Here is an 18,998-nt window from a genome sequence, read left to right as displayed (position 1 = left end):
TCCTGGCCCAGAACCCATCACCGTCCTCGCACCACGCTGCACCCCCACCGACCAGACAGGAACACGTCGCCGTGAGCGCCACATCCACCCCCATCCGCCCACTGAAGTTCGGCCTGTACGAGCAGGCCTGCGTCGGCCTCAGCTACGGCTCGACCGTGCTCTGGCGGGACCACACCGACGACCGACTCGAGTCGACGGGCTTCCCGTTCTGGCTGAACCTCGCCCGCGTCGCCGAGGAGTCGAACCTCGACCTGCTGTTCTTCGGCGACGTGCTCGGCATGACGGACGTCTACCAGGACTCCGCCGCCATCGCGATCGAGACGGGGAAGGAGTTGCCGGCGCACGACCCGTTGAGCATCGTGCCGGCGATCCTCGCGACGACGAGCCGTCTGGGCGTCGCCGTCACGGCGTCGACCACGTACGAGCACCCCTTCTCGCATGCGCGTCGCTTCAGCACCCTCGACCACCTCTCGGAGGGCCGTATCGGGTGGAACGTCGTCACCTCGTACCTCCCGAACGCCGCGGCGAACTTCGGGCTCGACAAGATGCTCGAGCACGACAGCCGGTACGACCGGGCGGACGAGTTCCTGGACGTCGCCTACAAGCTGTGGGAGGGCAGTTGGGCCGACGACGCGTACGTGGGCGACAAGGCGTCGGGGCTGTTCGCTCGGGCCGATCGTGTCCGGACGATCGACCATGTGGGGGACGCGTACCGCGTGAAGGGTCCGCACCTGTCGCATCCGTCGCCGCAGCGCACGCCGGTGCTGTTCCAGGCCGGCTGGTCGCCCCGGGGGAAGCGCTTCGCGGCGAAGCACGCCGAGGTCGTGTTCGCGGGGAGCCAGTCGGCGGAGTCGATGCGTGAGGGTGCTGCGGACATCCGTCGACAGGCCGTGGCGAACGGCCGCGACACCGATGAGTTGAGCTTCCTCGGCGCGTTCTCGCTCGTGACGGCGCGCACCGCGATCGAGGTGCAGGAGAAGTACGACCGGCTGCAGGACATCCACGACTCGGGGTTCGAGGCCAGGGTCGCGGCGTTCGCCGGGTGGACCGGCGTCGACCTGTCGAAGTACGCCGATCACGAGCCGATCAACCGTTCCAGCACCGACCACACGCAGTCCGGGGTCTCCGATCGCGCAGCGCGCGCCGGTGGGGTGCCGACCGCGGGGCAGGTGAGGGAGTCGATGCGGTCGTTGGCCGGCGACAACCCGACGGTGTTCATCGGCACGCCCGACGACGTCGCCGACCGTATCACGGCCTACGCGGGCGACTCGGGCGTCGACGGCCTCGTGCTCCGCAGCTACCTGTCGCCGGGGTCGCTCGAGGAGTTCGCCGAGCACATCGTGCCGCGGCTCATCAAGCGCGGTGTGTACCGCGAGGACGCCCCACAGGGGACGCTGCGTGAGAACTTCGGCAGCGGGGCGCGAGCCCACGCCAGTCACCCCGCCGCCGGGTACCGCTGGTAGGTCCGTCGCCGGGATGTGGACAACCTCGACGTCAGCGATCCCTCTTCGGATAGCATCGTGACGAACGCGAACTCTCCAAGAAAGCGAGCGGCACCAGTGGCAATCGAGATCATCACGGCGTTCACCGTGGAATCCGTCGACTCGCGGAACGTCGGCGAGTTCGCGGAGCGATTCGAAGAGGGCGTTCGCGTCGCGCTCCTGGAGATGCCAGCGATGACGGCGTACTTTGTTCAGGCCGACGAACACTCGTCCACCATTCGACTTGGGCTGAGGATCGAGGGCATGAATCCTGAGTTCGTCGAACAACGGGCCGACGATGTTCTCGAGGAAGCGTTGTCGCACGCGCGAGGCGACACCGCTGGCGCGCATCCAGCGCTCGTCCGCCTCAGTTCACAACTCGTTGGGGCATGAGGGAAGCCGAGCGCGCTCGAGCCGTGGTGGTGTCCCCGCAGCACATCTCAGCGGGGGTGGTTCGGACGCACTGGTTCCTGAAATCACTTCGCGATAGCGCTCAAGTCATCCTGGTCGGGGCGACATCCGTGCTCGTCACCGTCGGATCTATGCAGACCATCGCTGAAGCGAGCGCGTGGCCAGGCCTCCTGTGGTGGATTGGCGCCGGCCTGGCTGGAGGCGTGCTGGTCATCGGGCGATTCACTTTTTTGAAACCGACCTACGCCCAGCTCTCGCGGCAGCTCGCGTCGGCCGAGCAGGACATCTCTCTCTATCGTCAATCCCTCCAAGGGGCGATCGACGAACTTGCCTCGCAGCTGTGCGAGCATGTGGCCGGCGACGAGCGCGCTGACACCCGTGTGTCCGTATACTCCGTCGAGAACGACGAGTTCGTACTCCAAGCGCGGGTATCTCGCAACCCAGAACTCGAGAAGCGCGGGCGGCGTTCCTATCCTCTGCACAAGGGTCACATCGGACGCGCCTGGCAGTCCGGATCGTCCTTGGCGAGCTTCAACAGCGGCAGCCGCGCGGAATGGGAAGCCGAACTGGTCGCGGAATCGCAGTTCACCGCAGCGGAGGCTCGGCTCCTGAGCATGTTCTCACGCAGTATTCTCGCGAAGCGCCTCGATTCGGGTCGCGAGAAGATCGGCCTCATCGTCTTCGAAAGCGAGCGCGCCAGCGACTTCGATGTCCGGAGCCTGCAGAAACTCGGAAGGTCTCGTCTCCTTGCCGCGCTGACCGACGTCGTGAAGGCCTCTCACTCGCACCTTCCGCGTGCGCAGGAGCGCCGAGCGGAGCGCACGGGCAGCGCGCAACGTTCCTCCCCTGCTCCAGTCTGGATCAACGCAAGAAGTGGCTCACCGACGCCGACCGACCAGTAAGGGTCGCTTACGGGGTCGAGGTGCTCAGGTCCCGCTCTGCTCGCTCACTGGCATCAGTCGCGAACGGTCGTCACCGACAGTGTCACGGTGGGCGGAGAATCCTAGGCAGAACGGCTCCTCCGCCGCAGCACGTTACGAGATGTCTCGCTCTGTGACCGCCTTCGGTAACACGATGTGGCGCTGACCGGGAGTTTGCCCAAACTGTCATCCAGGCGTGGATCAGCGCCGCACCACATCGAAGCGACCCAGAGGATGACGACCATGAGCGACAGCACAGGACCCGGACCGAACCCCGAGCAGAGCGAGCTGCGCGCATCGCTCGCCTCGGGCAAGAAGAAGCGCCGCAACATCGTCATCGGCGCCATCGCGGTCGTCGCCGTCGCAGCGATCGCGGTCGTCGTGTCCGTCGTCGTCGGCAGCCAGAACAGCTCCGCCGAAGCTGCCGGAGGGTCCGCGGCGCCGGCTGAGCGCCTGAGCGTGAAGATCGCCGTCTCCGAGGACACGCAGTTCCAGGACGCCGTGAAGGAGGTCGCAGCCGAGAAGGGCCTCGACGTCGAGTGGGTGAACGTGAAGGACTGGGTGCTCCCGAACACCGAGCTCGTCGCGGGCACCGTCGACGCCAACGCGTTCCAGCACATCCTCTACCTGTCGGCCTTCAACGCCGAGAACGACGCCGACCTCACCCCGGTGTTCTCCACCGTCATCACCCAGTGGGGCATCTTCTCGAAGACGCTCACCGATGTGCAGGACCTCGCCGACGGCGCCCGCATCGCCATCCCCGACGACCCGTCCAACGGCGGTCGCGCCCTCAACATCCTCGCTGCCGCCGGTCTCCTCGAGATCGCGGACGACGCCGGCAACTTCCCCACCGTGGAGGACGTCACCAGCAACCCGAAGAACATCCAGTTCGTTCCGCTGCCCGCCACGAGCATCGTGCAGCAGTTCGACGACCCGTCGCTCGCAGCCGTCGTCGTCGGCACCTCCTACTTCGACCCGAGCCAGGGCATCACGAAGGACGACGCGCTCTTCCTCGACGACTCGCTCGACGCGAAGAACCTGCCCTACGTCAATGTCATCGCCACCCGCGAGGACAACAAGGACAACCCGGCCTGGAAGATCCTCGAAGAGGCCTACGCCGACCCGCGCGTCGAGAAGGCCCTCGACGACGAGTTCGCCGGCAACTCGATCCTCGTGAAGGTGCCCGTGAAGGACCTCCGGGACAAGCTCGCCGAGCTGCAGGACGAAGCGAAGTAACGCCTCGGTGGCGCACGCCACCACCGGCGCAGGGGCTGCCGCGGATCACCATCCCGGCAGCCCTCCGCTGTGAGCCGGGCCCGGCCCGACCGCCCCTGAACTCCAGCAGCCCCTGAACCCAGCAGCGCTCGACGCAGAGCGCGACCGTCATGAGGAGCACGTGATGACCACAGCAGTAGCCTTCGAGGACGTCAGCAAGACGTTCACCGTGAAGGGACGCAGCTTCGAGGCGCTCCGGAACGTCGACCTCACCGTCGAACGCGGGGAGATCTTCGGCATCGTCGGGTTCTCCGGCGCCGGGAAGTCCACCCTGCTGCGCACCGTGAACGCGCTCGAACGGCCGACCACCGGTCGCGTGGTCGTCGAGGGGCGCGAGATCTCGGCGCTCGCCGGCAGAGAGTTGTACGCCGCGCGTCAGCGGATCGGGATGATCTTCCAGCAGTTCAACCTGCTCGAATCGCGCAACGTGTACAAGAACATCGCCTACCCGTTGAAGCTCGCGAAACTGTCGGACGCCGAGATCGTCGACCGGGTGGAGGAACTGCTCGCCTTCGTCGGACTCAGCGACAAGGCGCTCTCCTACCCCTCGCAGCTCTCGGGCGGGCAGAAGCAGCGCGTCGGCATCGCTCGCGCGCTCGCCACGAGGCCTGAGATCCTCATCTCCGACGAGGCCACGAGCGCACTCGACCCGCAGACCACCGGAGAGGTGCTCGAACTGTTGAAGCGGGTGAACGAGGAGTACGGGATCACGATCCTGCTCGTCACCCACGAGATCGACGTGATCCGCGAGATCGCCGACCGTGTGGCCGTGATGGAGAACGGCGAGGTGGTGGAGCAGGGGAGCGTCTACGAGGTGTTCTCCGCGCCGCGCACCGCCGTCGCCCGCCGCTTCGTGTCGAGCGTGCTGCACCACATCCCGTCGGAGGACGCGCTCACGAAGATCCGCTCCGTCCACCACGGTCGGCTTGTGCAGCTGCACGTGGAGGACCGCGACACCAACCACCCGTTCCTCTCCCGGGTGGCGCGAGAGAACGACATCGACTTCAACGTCGTCTTCGGCGGCGTCGACGAGTTGCAGGGGCGGCTGTTCGGCAGCCTGACCGTGGAACTCCTCGGCCCCGACGCCCGGGTCGACGCGGCCATCGAGGGCCTACGAGCCACGGCGACGGTCACCGCGATCGACCCGTCGCCGACGAGCACCGACCACATCGACCACCCTGAACAGGAGCCCGTCAATGCGTGATTTCGATCCTGCAGCGTTCTTCCCGCGCCTGCTCAAGGCGATCGGCGAGACCGGCCTCATGGTGTCGGTGTCGTTCGCGATCGCCACCGTCATCGGCATCCTCCTCGGCCTGCTCCTCTATGCGAGCCGGCGCGGCAACCTCCTGGAGAACCGGTACGTCTTCGGCGTTCTGAACTTCATCATCAACGTGATCCGTCCGGTGCCGTTCCTCATCGTCGCCATCGCGCTCATCCCGCTCACCCGGCTCGTGTTCGGCACGGGGCTGGGGCCCCTGCCGGCGACGATCCCGTTGATCCTCGTCGCGAGTGTCGCCATCGGTCGCGTCTCCGAGTCGAACCTCGTGGCGGTGTCGCCCGGTGCGATCGAGGCCGGCGCGGCAATGGGTGCGAGTCCCGCACGCGTGCTGTTCACGATCGTGGTGCCGGAGGCGCTCGGGCCGCTCATCCTCGGGCTCACCTACATCCTCGTCGCGCTCGTCGATGCGACGGCGGTGGCCGGGGTGATCGGCGGCGGTGGCCTCGGCGACCTCGCCATGACCTACGGCTATCAGCGGTTCGACTGGATCGTCGTCGGGCTCGTCGTCATCACCCTCATCCTGCTCGTGCAGCTGGCGCAGTGGGTCGGCAACCTGCTCGCGAAGACGGTGCTGCACCGATGAGCGGGGCGGAGGACGCACGAGCCGCCCGGTTCTCGGACACGGCGTTCGCGGAGTTCCTGCAACGGGTGCGCGGTGGGGCTGCCGCTCGCGAGACCGACCGGCGTCTGCTCCACGACGAGCTCGCCGAACTGCGGGCCCTGCGGTTCGCCGGCCTGCGGGTGCCCGTCGAGTCCGGTGGTCTGGGTCTCACGCTGGAGCAGGTGTTCGAGCGGCTGATCGACCTGTCGGCGGCCGACTCGAGCCTCGGGCACGTGTGGCGCGGGCACATCCTGTTCGTCGAGGCGCTCCGCGCGGAACCGGACGAGGCGTATCGGCAGCTGTGGTTCGACCGTCTGCTGGCCGGTGACTTCGTCGGCAACGCGCAGTCCGAGCGGCATGCGACCGCGCATCTGGAGACGACGCTCGAGCGTGACGGCGACGCCCTCTTCGTGACGGGGACGAAGTACTACACGACCGGTTCCATCTACGCCGACTGGATCCACCTGTCGGCGCTCGACGGTGAAGCGCGCATCGGGCTGACGGTGTCGGCACACGATCCCGGCACTCGTTCGACGGACGACTGGGACGGGTTCGGCCAGCAGCTCACGGGCAGCGGGACGACGACGTTCGACCGGGTGGCGGTGGACCCGCGCGACGTCGTCGAGCTGCGGGGTGGCGCTGCCGGCTGGTACCACACGGGGGCGTTGCAGCAGTTGATCCTCCTCGGCGTCGTCGCGGGGATCGCGCAGCGCGCCCTCGAGGACACGGTCGCCTATGTGCAGTCGCGCCGGCGGACCGTCGGGTTCGCGGGGGAGCACCTGCCACGTGAGGATCCGCTCGTGCAGTCGGTGGTCGGTCAGTTGAGCAGTGCGGCGCACGCGGCACGGTCGCTCGTGCTGTCGAGTGCGCGTGCCCTGGAGTCGCCGGCGGGCACTGAGGAGGGCTCGCGGGTGGTGTTGCTCGACGTGTTCCGTCTGCAGCAGACCGTGTTCCCGCTCGTGCTGGACGCCTTGAGCAGGCTGTTCGAGGTGGGCGGCGCGTCAGCGGTGAGCCGCACGCACGCACTCGATCGGCACTGGCGGAACGTGCGGACGATCGCGTCGCACAACCCGGCCGCCCAGCGCGCCGCGGCCCTCGGGCAGTGGGAGCTGAACGGCACCCTCCCCGAGTGGCAGGCGCCGGGCGCGAAGGACCCGTCCGACCGCTCGACCTCGAACCGTGAAGAGACTCCCGCATGACCACCGCCCTCACCAGCAGCCGCGACCTCCTCACCCCTTTCACCGCGGTCTTCGACGAGGTCGGACGGGGTGCGATCGCGCGCGAGCAGTCGCGCATCCTGCCGTTCGCCGCCGTCGACCTCCTCCGGGAGTCGGGGTTCACGCGCATCACGCTGCCCGAGCGCCACGGTGGCGACGGAGCCTCCCACGCCGAGCTCTTCGAGCTCCTCGCCGAGCTCGCGCGTCGCGACCCGAACCTCGCGCAGCTCCTGCGCTCCCACTTCTCCTACATCGATCGCACCGTGCACGCGCCGGAGTCGCCCGAGCGTGAGGCGAAGCTCGCGCGCCTGTCAGGTGGAGCGATCATCGGAAACGCCAGCCATGAGCGTTCCGGGGCGAAGGTCGGTTCCCTGGCGACGCAGCTGACGACGGCCCCCGACGGTTCGCTCCGCCTGAACGGCACGAAGTTCTACAGCACCGGCACCCTGTTCGCCGACCTCGTGGCCGTGGCGGCGGAGCAGGAAGGCGAGTTCGTGTCCGTGCTCGTGCCGTCGGACGCGCCGGGCGTGGAACGCATCGACGACTGGAAGGGTTTCGGACAACGCCTCACGGGCAGCGGCACGACCGTCTTCACCGACGTGGTCGTCGATCCGGCCGATGTGACCAGGCGGGAACTGGAGCGTCCCTCGCATGCCGGAGCCTTCGTGCAGCTGGTGCTCCTCGCGGCCGTGACGGGAGTGGGTCGAGCGATCGTCGACGACGCGGGGGAGTTCGTCCGCTCGCGCACCCGCAACTACAGCCACGGTGCGGCGCCGACGGCGGCCGCGGATCCGATCGTGCAGGAGGTCGTCGGCGACCTCTCCGCGAAGTCGTTCGCCGCCGACTCGGCGTTCGCGGCAGCGGTTGCCGCGCTCGGCCGCTCGAGTGCGGCGGTGCTCGGTGACGCGTCTGCGGAGGAGGTCGAGTGGTCGGTCGCCGACGTCGAACTCGCGACGACCCGTGCGCAGCTCGTCATCCTCCCGGCGGTGCTCGACGCGGCGACGGCTCTGTTCGAGGTCGGCGGTGCGAGCGCGGTGGAGACTCCGCGTGCCCTCGACCGCCACTGGCGCAACGCCCGCACCCTCGCCTCCCACAACCCCGCGCGCTTCAAGGCACGCGCCGTCGGCGACCACATCGTCAACGGAACGAAGATCCAGTCCTGGTGGAGCACCGGCGAGGCGTGAGCGGGGCGTCTCCGGTCACCGAGCTTGTCGAGGTGTCCCCGGCTGCCGGGATCGCGCCGCTGACCAGTCAGGCGTTGTACACGTCTCTCCGATACCCCACAGTGACGACCACGACGAGCAACACGCCGTCGTTGATCTCGTAGATGATCCGGTAGTTGCCGACACGGACGCGCATCCCGGTGCGCCCTTGGAGCGCCCGTGCTCCCGGGGGACGCGGCTCCTCGCCGAGGAGGGCGATCGCTGCGCGGATGCGACTCTCGTCCTGACGGTCGATTCTGCGGAGGGCCTTCAGGGCTGCGGGCCGCAGCTCGATGCGGTAGCGACTCATGCCCAGCCGAGGTCGGCTTTCGCCTGTGCCCAGGGGACGTTCTCTCCCTCTTCGGCCATGGCGGCGTCGAAGTTCCGGACGTCCTCAGCAGCTTCGAGCGCCTCCATCATGCGTTCGTACTGCTCTGGACTGATAATCACGGCTTCGGTGTGACCTCGCCGTTCGACGAAGACGGCCTCGGTCCGCGACTGCTTGATCAGATCCGAGAAGTTCGCGCGAGCATCGCTGAGGTTGAACGTCGACATGTCGAAAGTGTACGTTTGGGGCGCTGTTTTGTACATCGAGCAAGCCTACGTGAGTCGCGCGTACGCCGTTTCGGGCTGTGGAAAACCTCAGTCGGTGCCGTTTGGCGAACTCAGGAACCGTCTGTCACGGTGGCTCCTCGGCACGCCCGGCACGGCTTACTGGCCGGCGGAACGGAGGTCCTGCACGAGGCGCGGCGTCTGCCACGTCCCGACCCGGCGCAGCCAGGCGCCCGCGGGGTAGGCGAGGCGTACGGCGAAGTAGTTGACGTATTCGACCACGCCGAACGCCCACACGAACACGGTGAGGGCAGCGATCAGTGGTTGCTCGGGGAACCAGACGACGACGCCGATCAACCCGGCGGCGAGGATCGCGACGTTCAGCACCCGGAACGCGCGGTAGACGCTGGCGAGGGTCGGTGGCATCGTGGCCCGTTCGACCCAGCCCCGGGCGAGGAGCCAGTAGACGCCTGCCTGGACGAGGACGATGAGCAGGGGCGTGAGCGCGGACCAGAGGGACAGCAACTCCCGTGTGCCGTCGAGCCGTGGTGTGAGGACCAGGGCGGCGAACCCGGCGAACACCGCCGCGGCGACCAGCTCGCCGAGCCCGAGGCTCAGATAGCGGCGCCGCAGTTCCGTTCGACGTGCGTCCGACATCCGGCCACCCTACCGAGCCGCGTGCGGCGCTCGCCGAACTGGCCCAACGGGTCCTGACGATTCCCGCGTCGGAGTGGGACGTGCTGCTCGACCGCGTGGTGTCGGATCTCAAGGAAACCGCGGAGCCCGACGCGGTCGGCTCGGCGGCCGGGCTTCGCGATGACCTCCTGTTGCGCTCGGTGACCAGGTCAGCTCGTGACTGCCGCGCGTTCCTCCGCCACCTGCTTCGCCCAGGTGAATAGGTCGACCATCGCACCGTCGACTGTGTCGACGTAGCTCCTGGCGCCGTCGCCGGTGAGGGTGACCGTACCGTCCGCGACGTCCACAGCGAAGGTTCGCAGGGTCACCGTCGCCTCGATGAGCTCTGACGGCGCCCCGATCCGCTGCAGCGTGACATGGGAGTTCGCCTTCCGTCCGCGGGATCCGCTGACGGCAGACGATCCCTGGATCCAGAATGCGATGACACGGACAACCGCGAGATAGTCGCTGTAGGTGCTGCGAACGACCTCCCGAGCCACACGGGTCGAGGTGGTCGATGCGGTGTTCTTCCGGTTGCCCCGCAGCTGCAGCAGGGAGATCGACCGGTAGAACTCGATGAATTCGACGAGCTGCGCTGGCTGCCTGTGAGCGTCGTCGGTTTCGGGTGCGCCGGGCGCTGTCTCTTCCGCGGTGCTCTGGGTGTCTGCTGTTGCGTCAGCTTCTGAGTTCGACTCGCCTGCTTCGTCGAGGTCGCTCGGAGAGGGGGAGTCGTCGGTCTCCTCGGACGTGAGGTTCTGTTCCTGTCTTTCGCGCAGCTTCTCGGCGGCTCTATCGCCTCTGCGTTTCGCACTCGCTCCCCACAACCCGAGTTCTGAGATCTCGTCGATGAACGAGCTGATGGGCTTGCGGAACAGGATGAGTGCGATGACCACCACCGCTGGCCACAGGAGGTCCTTCAACCAGGACTCGGTCCATGTCGAGGCCCACGCGATGTAGTTCGTCCACAAGGTTTCGATCAGGTTCATCGCTCATTCTCCGGTTGTGTGCTGCGGCGGCTGAGAGGGTCGTTGGCTCTGAACAGTAGCGGTGCTGGGGTTGGTGATGGTCCTTCTGTCCGCCGCCGTACCCGCCGCAATCGTGTTCGAGACGAACGCCCCGCCGATTGTGAGAGATCGACGGAGCGTTCGCGCTGTGTCTGCTGTTGCGCAGGAACGTCGTTACTCGGAGTCTTCGAGGTCCATGCTCGACGCGGAGCAGGACGCTGATGCGTAGGCGCCGGTCGAGGTCTGCTCGGCGACGACCTGGCCGTCGACGGTGATCTTGCAGGAGATGTCGCCGGCGTCGTCCGCACCGTTCATCGCCAGCAGGTAGAACGAGCTGTAGTCGAACGCGCCGCCGGCCTTGATGGTGAGCTCCTTCGTGAAGGGCAGCACCTGGTCATTGGCCTGTTCGGTGCCGCTGTTGCCGTCGGTGAACGTCGCGTACGTGATCGACGACGCGGTGGACGCGCCCGTGACCTCGTAGAGCACGGTGACGTCGCGGTCGGCTTCGACGGAAGCCTCGGCCTGCGCTGTCTTGATGCCCTCGCTGACCGCACCCGCGAAGCCCGCGGTGTAGGTGATGGCGAGGATGATGCTGAGGATCATCGCGACGAAGGAGATCGCGGCGCCGGCGATCGCGAGGCCCTTCGACCTGCCCTTGAGGAAGATGGCGATGACGCCGAGCACGAGGCCGACGAACGCGAGGAAACCGGAGACGAAGTTCACGAACGGGATGAACGCGCCCACGAACGCGACCACACCGATGATGAGCGCCGCGAGACCGAGGCCGTTGCCACTCTTCGGTGCTGGCGGCATCTGCTGCGCGTAGGGCTGCTGAGGGGCGGGAGGCTGGTTCGGGTAGGACATGGGTGTGCCTTTCTGCGGTGTGGTGTCGGTGCGTTCGTTCGCGGCTCGACCGGTGGTTCGGAAGGGAAGGAGCGGGCAGGGGGCGTTTCTGCGCCGCCGATGGAAATCGGTGGCGAGTGGTTGTGGGCGGGTCAGTACGTCCCGGTGATGAGGCGTCGGTTCGCGGTGTCGACCTGCGACTGCATGGTGCAGAGGTCGACGATCCACCAGATGACCGCGGCGAGAATCGCGAGGAAGCCGATGCCGATGAAGCTCAGTGCCCAGCCACCCCACCACAGGGCGATGAACCCGATGCCGGCGCCGACGTTCCCGAGGTAGAACTGGTGGGCGCCGACGCCGCCGAGCAGGATCGCGAGGAGGTATGCGGTGCCGCTCTCCTTGAGGGGGCGTGCGTAGGGGATGCCGCCGTACGGCGTCTGCACGTAGGGCGACGGTTGCTGGTAGGCGACCGGCGCGTTCGGCGCAATGTTGGATGCGGGTGCGCTGGTGGGGGTGAATGGAACGATGTCGGTGCGTGCGGCGATGTCCGTGCGTGGTGCGACCGCCGCCGTCCACGCCGAGCCGTCCCAGAACTGCTGTTGCGTCGGGTCGTTCGGGTGCTGGTACCAGCCGGCCGGGATGTGGGCAGGCGGCTGCGGGATGTGTGTCATGGGAGTCTTTCGGAAGGGCAGCAGGAGCCCGGACGAGAGAGTCGGCGGGCGTGGGACGGAGTTGGGGATCACGCCGTTGGGCCCCGGTGACATCAGTCCGTTGTCCGCAACGTGGGGGACAACCTCTTCAATGTAGGGCACCCGACTGAATTCGTGTATTCGGGTTGTCCCTACATCGATCCCGCAGCGATGAAGCGGCCCATCTGCACGGGTTCGTCCGTCGCTGAGCGGCCACAGAACCCCTGCGGCCGGTAGCCTGCAGGAGCGGCGGCGGCACTGCTGAACCGTTCTCGACGCTTCGAAAGGATGCCGACATGGCTGCTTCCTCCACTCTCGCCGTGACGGGGGCGACCGGTGTCGTCGGTGGCCTGGTCGCGAGGGATCTCGCCGAGCGCGGGCTGACGCAGCGGCTCCTCGTCCGCACGCCGGCTAAGGCACCGCAGCTCGACGGGTCGACGGTCCATCAGCTCGGCTATGGCGACAGCGCCGCGGCTCGCACTGCACTCGAGGGTGTTGAGACGCTGTTCATGGTGTCCGCGTCGGAGAGCGCCGACCGTCTCGACCAGCACCGCACGTTCATCGACGCGGCGGCCGAGGCCGGCGTGCAGCACATCGTGTACACCTCGTTCGTCGCCGCGGCGCCCGACGCCGTGTTCACGCTCGCCCGCGACCACTTCGCGACGGAGGAGCACATCCGCGCTTCGGGCATGCGGTGGACGTTCCTGCGCGACAACTTCTACATCGACTTCATGGAGGCGCTCGTGGGGGAGGACGGCGTGATCCGCGGTCCTGCCGGCGACGGGCGAGCAGCGGTGGTCGCGCGCGCTGATGTCGCCAGGACCGCCGCGACCATCCTCGCCGCACCCGGCGAACACGTCGATCGCACCTACGAGCTCACCGGCCCGGAGGCCCTGAGCCTCACCGAGGTCGCGGCGGTCATCTCAGCCGTCCGCGGCAGGGAGGTCTCCTTCGTGAACGAGACCCTCGACGAGGCCTACGCCTCACGGGCCAGCTACGGCGCGCCCGACTGGCAGGTCGACGCCTGGGTGAGCACCTACACCGCGATCGCGAGCGGCGACATGGCCGCCGTCAGCCGCGACATCGAGACGATCACGGGCGCGGCACCCCGCTCCCTCGAGGGCTACCTGCGAGAGACCCCGCGCTGACGATCGTCGCCGCCAACCTCAGCATCCCCTCGCCGCCCGCCCGGTCGCCGGGCTTGTCGAGGCGTGCCCCGGAGGACCGTCGCCACCACACCGTGCGTCCCCTCTATGACGTGTTGTGACGCACCCCACTGGCGCCGTCCAGACCGGCGGTCTTAGCTGTCCGCATGACCCTCCTCACGAACGACGCCCCCACTGTCCCCACCGTCCCCGCATCCTCGCCGGCCGAGCGGGCTGACCGCCTGAATGCCGCCGGCACCTCCTGGTCCGAGCGCATCGCCTCCGCCCCGTCGAGTGCCGCGCTCACCTACCGGGTGTCCGGTTCCGGTGAAGGCTCGGTCGCGAGTGCGATCACCGCGGGCAAGCACCGCTTCATCGTGGACGAGCCGGCAGCGCTCGCCGGAGACGACGTCGCGGCGAGCCCGGTGGAGTTCGCGCTCGGGGCGCTCATCTCCTGCCAGATCGTCGTGTACCGCCTGTATGCGAACGCGCTCGGCATCCAGCTCGACGACATCAGCATCGACGCCGAGGGCGACCTCGACGTGCGCAACCTGTTCGGCATCACCGACGAGGTGCGTCCGGGCTTCTCGACGATCCGCCTCAACATCAGCCTCACCGGCCCCGAGACGGACGAGCGCTATCAGGAGCTCCGTGCCGCGGTCGACGCGCACTGCCCCGTGCTCGACCTCTTCCAGAACCCGACCCCCGTGGAGGTGTCCGTCTCGAAGGTGTAAAGACGATTCTGCTCGTCACTATTACCGATAGTGGCGAGCGGACTCGTCATTGGGTACGTCGGTGGTCGCGCGAGCTGAAGCGACCCTCGCAAGCATCCCCGTCCCGCCCTTGAGTACCCAGCACGAGTCCTCCGATTCTGTGAAGATGCGGCTCAGAAAGCGATGGAAGTACTCGAGTCGGATCCTCTCCGAGACCGTGAGGGAGCCGTCAGCGTCGAACGCTTTGCGCGCTGCAGCGGCGATGGCTGCTTCCACGGCGGCCGGGCTGGAGTAGTGCTCGTCGTTCACCGTTCGGCAGCCGCGTCGGATCGCGTTGCGCTGGTCGCCGTGTCGAGCGCACTCAGGTCCGGAAGCCGGGGCGTGGCGGACATTTTCGCCGCCACGGCGAGCGGGAGCAGGCTCGCGGCGAGTGCAGCGGTGTCGACTTTCGGGAGTTGGTTCAGGTGGTTCGTGAGCGGGAGCAGGCTCCCCGCGAGTGCAGCGGTATCGATCTTCGGGAGCTCACTGAGGTACTGAGCCGTGATGAGGAGGGCGAGACCGGGCATCGCGGACACCTTCCGCGCGAGGTCCTCCATGCTCAGCCCGGCGATCTGCAGGAGTTCTTCGAGCAGCGCATCACCATCGTGTTTGCGATGGCCGTTCCGCTCCGCGAGCGGGGCGAGAAGCTCACTCAGGCGTTCCAGGTCGAGGTCGGTTTGCCGTGCCGCGTCGCGGAGGGCGTCGCCGACGACGCTGAGGTCTTGTCGATCCTCGACCAGGTCGGCAAGAGTGCGCTCGCGGGTCGTCGTGGGAAGTCCATCGCGGACGGTGACATCCTGTGCGGGAAGTGAACGGGTTCGGTAATGGACGTCTGGTCGCTGCGTCTGTTTGCGAGTCGGAGTGGTGAACTCGCTCCTCGTCGCCCGCAGATCTCCGATGCCGTGAAGCCTGCTCGCCGATTCGCCGGAGACGACCGCGGCGTGCGGGTGTTCGTTGAGGCGTTCATATGCGAGTTTCGTCGGTTCGATCGCAAGCCAAGCGGCGCGGAGCGCTTCGTGTTCGTCGCTGGGAGCGCCCGCGTCGCGGTAGACGCCCTGCGCCAGCCGGACCAGGTCGCCTGCCTCCGTGAGGCGACTGAGGTTCATGGGGCTGATTCCGCGCGCACCAGCTTGTGCGGTGGTGGCCATGCCCCATTGGGACTCGGTCACCTCCGCCAGGTTCTTGAGTGCCTCGCGTGCTTTCATGCTTGGATTCTAACGATCTGGGTGTGATTTTCCAAGCTGTGATTCTTGTTTGACGCATATTGTCCCGCGAGCCAGGCCGTCGAATCAGCGGGTGGCTCCGACGCGCGTCAACTGGGGAGACCGAACGATGACACGACGAAGCGCCCCTGACGGATCAGGGGCGCTTCGTCGTTGTGCGACCTCGCGGCTTACGCGTCGCGGTAGCGCTTGGCGTTCGCGACGGCGTCGCGCAGCTGCTCGGCGTTGAAGTCGGGGCCGTAGCCGGGGGTGTCGCGCTGGATGCGCCATCCTTCGGACAGGGCGCCGATGTCGACGGGCTCGAAGCCGAAGGAGTCGATGAGGGCGGCGACGGTGGCCTTCGCTTCGGCGTCGTCTCCGGCGACGATGAGGGCGCGACGGTTCGGGGTGCCTGAGGGCTTGCCCTTGGTGGTGAGGTCGGCGGAGTAGATGTGGTTGAACGCCTTCACCACGTGCGACTCGGGCAGGTGGGCCTGCAGGAGTTCCGCAGTGGTCGTGGTCTCGTCGTCGAGGGCGGCGATGTTGCCGTCGCGCTGCGGGTAGTAGTTGTTCGTGTCGATGACGACCTTGCCGGCGAGCGGGGCGGCCGGGATCGTGTCGATGGCGTGGAGCGGGATGGTGACGATGACGAGGTCGCCGCGTTCCGCTGCGTCCGTGGCCGTGCCGGCGGTCGCGTGCTCACCGAGCTCGGTGACGAGGTCCGCGAGGGTCTCGGGACCGCGGGAGTTGGCGATGACGACGTCGTGGCCCTGGGCGACGGCGAGGCGGGCGAGCTGGGAGCCGATGTGACCGGCGCCGATGATTCCGATGGTTGTCATGGTTGGGGGAACGAAGTGTGTGGTGGATGCATTCCGAGGTCGCGCGCTCTCTCAGCAGACCTGCGGCAACGTATCCGATCGGAAGGAGCGCTCCGGTCGGGTGTTGACCGTCCCCGCCTGATCCTCACTCGCTGGCGGGGGCTCCGAGTTCGTCGGCGATCGAGTCCGCCCAGGCGTCGATGGCAGCCCAGTCTCGGAAGTCGCCCTCGGGCAGTATGTCTCGCACGGCCGGCAGCCACGCGATGACCCGGTCGGCCCCGCGGACCTCGTCGTGGTGGTACGCACCGCGGAACACCTGGGTGCCCTTCGGGTGAAGTCGGTCGGCGAGCTCGGCGAACTGCCGTGGCTCAGCGCCCTTGAGGACGTCCTTCCCCTCCTTGTCGACCGTCTCGGTGCCGAGCGGGCCGCTGCTGAAGAGCCAGGTGGGGTGTGTGGCGAGCACATCGGCGTGGTGCTTCACGAATGCGCGTGCGTCCTTCCGCCAGTTCGACTCGTAGCTCGCGGACCCGACCACGTAGGCGTCGTACGCGTTCGCGTCCGGGACGTGGCCCGCGCGGGTGACGTCGGCCTCGAGACCGCGGCTGCGCAGCCGTTCGCCGATGCGTTCCGCGATGCCCTCAGTCGCGCCGTACTTGCTGTCGTAGGCGACCAGTGCCTTCATGATGTTCCTCCGATTTCGGTGTTCCGCGGTCGTGGCTCGGGGTGCGGCGATTCGTCATGCATGGTCGGGTTTTCCGTGTCGGGTTCCGCCGTTGCCGTCGCCGTCTGCATCGGGATCCCAGTCGGTGCCGGGGTGTCCGTCGGCGTCGGGGTGTCGCTCGGCGTCGATGTCGCGGTTGGCATCCCCACGCCGGTTGGGACCGGTGCCGGCGTTCGATCGGACTCGGACCGCAGGACCCACGGGCGTCGGCGTTGGATCTCCAGCAGCTGCGCGCCCACTCCGAAGCAGACCATCGCGAACCACACCAGGATGTTCAGCCACGGAATCTGCAGGGCGACGATGAGGATGATGCCGCCGACGAGGGACTTCACCACCGGGTGGTGTCGGTCGCGGAACAGCAGCCGACCGAGCCAGTAGGAGCCGTAGAGGAACGTGCTGAAGACCACGACCGTCCAGATCAGCATGCCCGCGAGCGCCAGCGGGGCGCCCACGACGGTGATGAGCAATGCGATCAGCAGGGCCGGGACGGCGATGCACGCCACGAACCCCACAAGCAGTGCTTTCCAGGGCGACGGCACGAGTCGGTCGGTGACCCGTTGCAGGACGCGCGGGACGAGCAGTCCGGCGACCAGGGTGATGAGGCTCAGTGCCACGAGGGCGTAGAGGACGCCGAGTGCCCAGGCGAGGAATGCGGCCCAGGGTGAGATCTCGACGGGCTTCGTCTGGGGTGGTTCCACCTGCGTGACGCTGCCGCTCACGGCACCGTCGGCGATGCGCGCGGTGCTGTCGCTGGTGTAGGTGACGTCGCCGCCGACCGTGCCGTCGATACTGAGCGTTCCGGTGCTGACGACGAGGTCTCGTCCGACGTCGCCGGCGATGCGGATGTCACTTGCGCCTCCGACAAGGTCCTCGCCGAGTGTGCCCGTGTCGCTGACGGTGATCGTCGATGCGAAGACCGTGCTGCTCCGTGTGACGTCGCCGTTGATCGTGACGTTCTGGCCGGCGAGTCGGACGTTGCCGTCCACCGAGCCGTTGACGGTGATGGTCTGGCCTGCGGCGATCACGTCTCCGGTGACGTCGCCGCTGATCGTGATGTCCTGGCCTGCGGCGTAGACGTCGCCGTCGATGGTGCCGGTGACGTCGACGACCGTGCCCGTGTAGAACTGCGGGCCCTCGCGGTCGTCGGTGGCGGCCGTGACCTGGCCGGGTGCGGCCGGAGCGGACCCGGCGGCGGCACCTGTTCCTGCGGTGACGATGAGGAAGCCGGCCGCGAGTGCGGCGCAGACCCGGGCGACGTGACGACGACGTGCTGGAACGCTCATGGCATTCCCTTCGAATCTCGGGGCGCACCAGTGCGATGCGCCGACTGGATCATGCGAACGGGAGGACCGGCTGCTGCGTTGAACTGCCGTGGAGCCCCCGTGGCCCAGTATGCGCAGCCGCGGGAGGGCGGGCGTGGGCCGAACGTCCTACGGGGTGGGGCGCTCACCGGTCACCGAGCTCGTCGAGGTGCGACCCTGCTCTCGAAAACCAGGGCCGCGCGGAGCGCCCCGCCCCTGAACCGTCGCTCGTTGCCGGTCTAGGCCGTCGTCGCTGCGGCGCGCCCGGCCGTCGCCCGGCTCGCCAGCGCGATGGCCAGGATGCCGAGGAGCACCGGCCCAGTGACGCGCACGAGCGAGTCGAGCATCACGAGGAACGGAACGAACAGTGAGACGTTCGACCCTGCGGCAACCGTGACGACCTGTTGGATGATCCAGGAGCCAGTCGTCGCGGCGACCACCCAGAGCGGCACGAGGCTCGCGGCCCGAGGAACGGTTCCCACGCGAGCGATCTGCGTCGCGGCGATGAGGGCGAGGACGAACTGCACGAGCTGGTCGATGTATCCGAAGCTCAGAAACGACTCGGTCGCTGGTGGGACTCTGGCGGCACCGAGGACGAAGGTGGAGATGAGTGTCCAGATCGCCAGGGCGATGAGTGCGATCGTGCCGAACGGGCGGCGCGCGGTGACGCTGGTCGAGCGATTGGCGCCGATCGCGAACAGGACGAGCGCTCCCGAGAACATCAGCGCTGGGATGAGGCCGGCGTCCAGGCCGACGAGCGATTCGAACCGCACGTAGGGGCCGAGCAGCACGGATGCGACGAGCAGCCCGCCGGCGACGTACCAGACGTGCATCGACTCGGTCCGTGGTGCGCTCCGTTGCTCCATGCCGATCAAGTGTACGGAGGGGGTGGATTTGGCCGCTGGCTCGA

21 protein-coding genes are annotated in these 18,998 nt (G+C 67.7%); 10 read left to right on the top strand and 11 right to left on the bottom strand.

Translation table 11 applies throughout. The annotated features are described in order from the left end of the window. Positions 1 to 71: 71 nt before the first annotated feature. The 8 genes from KXS11_RS08930 to KXS11_RS08895 all read left to right on the top strand — a co-directional run bounded on the left by KXS11_RS08930 (position 72) and on the right by KXS11_RS08895 (position 8,368). Positions 72 to 1,463, top strand: a complete 1,392-nt coding sequence (locus KXS11_RS08930) for an NtaA/DmoA family FMN-dependent monooxygenase (protein WP_437385209.1) — start codon at positions 72 to 74, stop codon at positions 1,461 to 1,463. 57 nt (positions 1,464 to 1,520) lie between these two features. Further along, complete coding sequence (locus tag KXS11_RS08925; RefSeq protein WP_437385208.1) at positions 1,521 to 1,874, top strand: hypothetical protein; 354 nt, start codon at positions 1,521 to 1,523, stop codon at positions 1,872 to 1,874. Beyond that, positions 1,871 to 2,794: a hypothetical protein gene (locus KXS11_RS08920; protein ID WP_437385207.1), complete on the top strand. Its 924-nt coding sequence runs from the start codon at positions 1,871 to 1,873 to the stop codon at positions 2,792 to 2,794. The genes KXS11_RS08925 and KXS11_RS08920 overlap by 4 nt, the downstream gene beginning before the upstream one ends. A 261-nt stretch (positions 2,795 to 3,055) precedes the next feature. Beyond that, on the top strand, positions 3,056 to 4,048 hold the full coding sequence (locus tag KXS11_RS08915; protein ID WP_437385205.1) for a MetQ/NlpA family ABC transporter substrate-binding protein: 993 nt from the start codon (positions 3,056 to 3,058) through the stop codon (positions 4,046 to 4,048). Between the two features lie 163 nt (positions 4,049 to 4,211). Next, positions 4,212 to 5,291: a methionine ABC transporter ATP-binding protein gene (locus KXS11_RS08910; protein WP_437385204.1), complete on the top strand. Its 1,080-nt coding sequence runs from the start codon at positions 4,212 to 4,214 to the stop codon at positions 5,289 to 5,291. After that, on the top strand, positions 5,284 to 5,949 hold the full coding sequence (locus tag KXS11_RS08905) for a methionine ABC transporter permease (protein ID WP_437385203.1): 666 nt from the start codon (positions 5,284 to 5,286) through the stop codon (positions 5,947 to 5,949). Before KXS11_RS08910 ends, KXS11_RS08905 begins: the two co-directional genes overlap by 8 nt. Beyond that, entirely contained in the window at positions 5,946 to 7,166 is a 1,221-nt protein-coding gene (locus KXS11_RS08900; protein ID WP_437385202.1) for an acyl-CoA dehydrogenase family protein, read from the top strand. Before KXS11_RS08905 ends, KXS11_RS08900 begins: the two co-directional genes overlap by 4 nt. Further along, the gene (locus KXS11_RS08895; protein WP_437385201.1) at positions 7,163 to 8,368 is read left to right on the top strand and encodes an acyl-CoA dehydrogenase family protein; all 1,206 of its coding nucleotides are present in this window, start codon (positions 7,163 to 7,165) and stop codon (positions 8,366 to 8,368) included. Before KXS11_RS08900 ends, KXS11_RS08895 begins: the two co-directional genes overlap by 4 nt. A 67-nt stretch (positions 8,369 to 8,435) precedes the next feature. Here the strand turns inward: KXS11_RS08895 and KXS11_RS08890 are convergent, their stop codons facing one another. The 6 genes from KXS11_RS08890 to KXS11_RS08865 all read right to left on the bottom strand — a co-directional run bounded on the left by KXS11_RS08890 (position 8,436) and on the right by KXS11_RS08865 (position 12,131). Continuing rightward, positions 8,436 to 8,696: a type II toxin-antitoxin system RelE family toxin gene (locus KXS11_RS08890; RefSeq protein WP_437385200.1), complete on the bottom strand. Its 261-nt coding sequence runs from the start codon at positions 8,694 to 8,696 to the stop codon at positions 8,436 to 8,438. Then, a complete protein-coding gene (locus tag KXS11_RS08885; protein ID WP_437385199.1) occupies positions 8,693 to 8,941 on the bottom strand; it encodes a type II toxin-antitoxin system Phd/YefM family antitoxin in 249 nt (82 codons plus the stop codon). Before KXS11_RS08885 ends, KXS11_RS08890 begins: the two co-directional genes overlap by 4 nt. 156 nt (positions 8,942 to 9,097) lie before the next feature. Next, entirely contained in the window at positions 9,098 to 9,595 is a 498-nt protein-coding gene (locus KXS11_RS08880; RefSeq protein ID WP_437385198.1) for a hypothetical protein, read from the bottom strand. 188 nt (positions 9,596 to 9,783) lie between these two features. Further along, positions 9,784 to 10,599, bottom strand: a complete 816-nt coding sequence (locus KXS11_RS08875) for a hypothetical protein (protein ID WP_437385197.1) — start codon at positions 10,597 to 10,599, stop codon at positions 9,784 to 9,786. Between the two features lie 192 nt (positions 10,600 to 10,791). Next, on the bottom strand, positions 10,792 to 11,481 hold the full coding sequence (locus KXS11_RS08870; protein ID WP_437385196.1) for an MmpS family transport accessory protein: 690 nt from the start codon (positions 11,479 to 11,481) through the stop codon (positions 10,792 to 10,794). Positions 11,482 to 11,612: 131 nt separating this feature from the next. Beyond that, positions 11,613 to 12,131, bottom strand: a complete 519-nt coding sequence (locus tag KXS11_RS08865; protein ID WP_437385195.1) for a DUF2510 domain-containing protein — start codon at positions 12,129 to 12,131, stop codon at positions 11,613 to 11,615. 314 nt (positions 12,132 to 12,445) lie between these two features. Here KXS11_RS08865 and KXS11_RS08860 point away from each other — a divergent pair, with 314 nt between their 5' ends. Both KXS11_RS08860 and KXS11_RS08855 read left to right on the top strand, forming a co-directional pair. Next, positions 12,446 to 13,297 (top strand): SDR family oxidoreductase, encoded by an 852-nt coding sequence (locus KXS11_RS08860; RefSeq protein ID WP_437385194.1) that lies wholly within the window; start codon positions 12,446 to 12,448, stop codon positions 13,295 to 13,297. A 164-nt stretch (positions 13,298 to 13,461) separates the two neighbouring features. After that, positions 13,462 to 14,028, top strand: a complete 567-nt coding sequence (locus KXS11_RS08855) for an OsmC family protein (protein WP_437385193.1) — start codon at positions 13,462 to 13,464, stop codon at positions 14,026 to 14,028. A 284-nt stretch (positions 14,029 to 14,312) separates the two neighbouring features. Here the strand turns inward: KXS11_RS08855 and KXS11_RS08850 are convergent, their stop codons facing one another. The 5 genes from KXS11_RS08850 to KXS11_RS08830 all read right to left on the bottom strand — a co-directional run bounded on the left by KXS11_RS08850 (position 14,313) and on the right by KXS11_RS08830 (position 18,954). After that, on the bottom strand, positions 14,313 to 15,251 hold the full coding sequence (locus KXS11_RS08850) for a type IV toxin-antitoxin system AbiEi family antitoxin domain-containing protein (RefSeq protein ID WP_437385192.1): 939 nt from the start codon (positions 15,249 to 15,251) through the stop codon (positions 14,313 to 14,315). A gap of 188 nt (positions 15,252 to 15,439) precedes the next feature. Then, on the bottom strand, positions 15,440 to 16,087 hold the full coding sequence (locus tag KXS11_RS08845; RefSeq protein WP_437385191.1) for an NADPH-dependent F420 reductase: 648 nt from the start codon (positions 16,085 to 16,087) through the stop codon (positions 15,440 to 15,442). A gap of 124 nt (positions 16,088 to 16,211) precedes the next feature. Next, positions 16,212 to 16,748, bottom strand: a complete 537-nt coding sequence (locus tag KXS11_RS08840) for a flavodoxin domain-containing protein (RefSeq protein WP_437385190.1) — start codon at positions 16,746 to 16,748, stop codon at positions 16,212 to 16,214. Continuing rightward, on the bottom strand, positions 16,745 to 18,070 hold the full coding sequence (locus KXS11_RS08835; protein WP_437385189.1) for a hypothetical protein: 1,326 nt from the start codon (positions 18,068 to 18,070) through the stop codon (positions 16,745 to 16,747). The genes KXS11_RS08840 and KXS11_RS08835 overlap by 4 nt, the downstream gene beginning before the upstream one ends. Before the next feature lie 257 nt (positions 18,071 to 18,327). Next, positions 18,328 to 18,954 carry a hypothetical protein gene (locus KXS11_RS08830; protein ID WP_437385188.1) on the bottom strand — a complete coding sequence of 209 codons (627 nt, stop codon included), beginning with the start codon at positions 18,952 to 18,954 and terminating at the stop codon, positions 18,328 to 18,330. Between the last annotated feature and the right edge of the window lie 44 nt (positions 18,955 to 18,998).

Source organism: Plantibacter flavus, from assembly GCF_051487245.1.
Classification (GTDB): Bacteria; Actinomycetota; Actinomycetes; order Actinomycetales; family Microbacteriaceae; genus Plantibacter; species Plantibacter flavus_B.
Note: the sequence above shows the minus strand (reverse complement) of the source record. Positions and strands in the feature narration are given on the sequence as shown.